The following is a 2043-nucleotide window of genomic DNA, read 5'->3' as shown; positions in this document are numbered from 1 at the left end:
ACATGGGGAGCGCATTAAACAGCATTATGGAAAGTTTTCAGTTTGGCCAGTCGAGCTTAATTAGGCGCTTATTTTCACCGCGGATAGACAAAGTGTTATTTGCTGCCAGCCAAGTAGACAGAGTGACCCGTGATCAGCAAAGCCATGTGCTTAGTTTGTTAACCGCAATGCTGCAACAAAGCCAGCATTATGCCAACTTTGAAGGCAGTGAAGTTGAAACCATGGCGATAAGTGCGATTAAGGCTACTCAACACGGGATGGTTAATATAGAGGGTGTTCAACAAGAAGTGGTAAAAGGCACTGGGCTTGATGGTAAGCAAGTCACCGTATACCCAGGAGATGTGCCCACATCATTACCCGATGCAGAGTTTTGGCAACAACAAGGGTTTAGCTTTAGTGCTTTCCTACCGCCCAATTTGAGCCATATCCATGATAATAATCCGCAATTCGAACACATTCGTCTCGACCATCTCTTGGAGTTTCTATTAGGCGATAAATTGTCTTAATGGTTTTATTTTGAGAATAAATGTGAGCATTAGTTATGAATGAACCTACACGTAATTCGCCGATAAAAAAATCGCAAATATTTACCGAGTCAGATCTTATTGTGACAGATGAGAACCCATCGGCTGAAGAAGCAATTAAGCCGACTAAATCATTTGAAGAAATTGACTTTATTTGTGAGCAATCGCTATCAGAATTGCCAGCAGCAATGGACGACAGCATTAAACCTGCAAAGGCTAAGCGTTGGTCTTTATTGGCTTTATTATCGGTAATTGGTTTGGTGTTATTGGTTATCGTACAAACCGTGATGGGGTTACTTGACTCTTTTCAACAAAGTCCGTGGTTATTTGGTTTTTATGCTTCTGTGTTATCCATTGTTAGCTTATGGGCCACGGTCATTACGGTTAAAGAATGGCGTAAGTTGGTTAATCTTAAACAAGTCAGTGATCATCAAAGCACAGCTGAGCGATTATCCCAAAGCATGCAAATGGGCGAAGCCAAAACGTTTTTGGCACCAATATTAGCCAAATACCCAAATAATCAGGCTAAACAACAATATTTACAAGCCTGTAGCCATGAACATAATGATGCAGAAATCGTGTTGTTATTTGAAGATATTGTGCTATCCGAGCGCGATTTACTGGCGAAGAAACGCGTTAACCGCTTTGCTGCTGAGTCGGCATTATTATTAGCAGCAAGCCCATTAGCTGCACTGGATATGGCGATTATCTTGTGGCGAAATCAAAAAATGATTAATCAAGTCGCTGCCATTTATGCCGTGGAGCTGGGTTACTGGAGCCGCATAAAACTGATTCGTAGTATTGTGACGAATATTATTTATGCTGGCAGTACCGAGGTGATTACCGATTTAGGTACCCAATTATTATCAGTAGAAATGACCGGCAAGGTGTCTGCTCGAATTGCACAAGGGCTTGGCGGTGGTTTACTTACTGCAAGGTTAGGTTATCAAGCCATGAGCTTGTGTCGGCCGATCGCATTTAACAAACACAACAAGCCTAAATTATCCCACGTTCATCAACATTTACTCGGTGAATTAAAGCAGTTTACTTCGTCAATGATGTCTAAAAGCAAACCGAAACAAAGTCAGACTGTTGATAGTAGCGAATAAAATAGTGTTTTTTTTGTACAATTCGATTTTGTTGACTACAGTTAACCTCCGATTCGGAAATCGTATAGCGTTCTGAATCTTTCGAGCTTGGTAATGGAGCAGGATGCATACCAGCAAACTAAGGAAGAAAGGAGATTTTCATGAAGTTATCATTGACATTAACTGCATTAATTACGTGTTTATGTTGTTTACTTAGCAGTAATTCTTTTGCTGCAGAAGCGGCAAAAGCAATGGCAGAGCCGACAAAGAAAGTCACAAAATCGATTGAGAAAAAGTCAACGGCTATGCAAAAGGTCAATATCAATAAAGCCAGCGCTGAGGAATTACAAGCACTGAAAGGTATTGGGCAAGCCAAAGCAAAAGCGATTGTTGACTATCGAACCAAAAACGGCAAATTTACCGATCTGAAA

The 2043-nt window shown here is 40.9% G+C and carries 3 protein-coding genes; all 3 read left to right on the top strand.

Annotated features, from left to right (window positions below; translation table 11 throughout):
* The coding region (locus CXF78_RS15220; RefSeq protein WP_145991480.1) for a YcjX family protein at nt 1-506 on the top strand (506 nt) is incomplete at its 5' end.
* A 35-nt stretch (nt 507-541) separates the two neighbouring features.
* Complete coding sequence (locus CXF78_RS15215; protein WP_102037267.1) at nt 542-1633, top strand: TIGR01620 family protein; 1092 nt, start codon at nt 542-544, stop codon at nt 1631-1633.
* 140 nt (nt 1634-1773) lie between these two features.
* Nucleotides 1774-2043 (top strand): ComEA family DNA-binding protein (locus CXF78_RS15210; RefSeq protein WP_102037266.1); only part of this gene is annotated, 270 nt, incomplete at its 3' end.

Source organism: Shewanella sp. 11B5, assembly GCF_002836795.1.
GTDB lineage: Bacteria > Pseudomonadota > Gammaproteobacteria > Enterobacterales > Shewanellaceae > Shewanella > Shewanella frigidimarina.
Note: the sequence above shows the minus strand (reverse complement) of the source record. Positions and strands in the feature narration are given on the sequence as shown.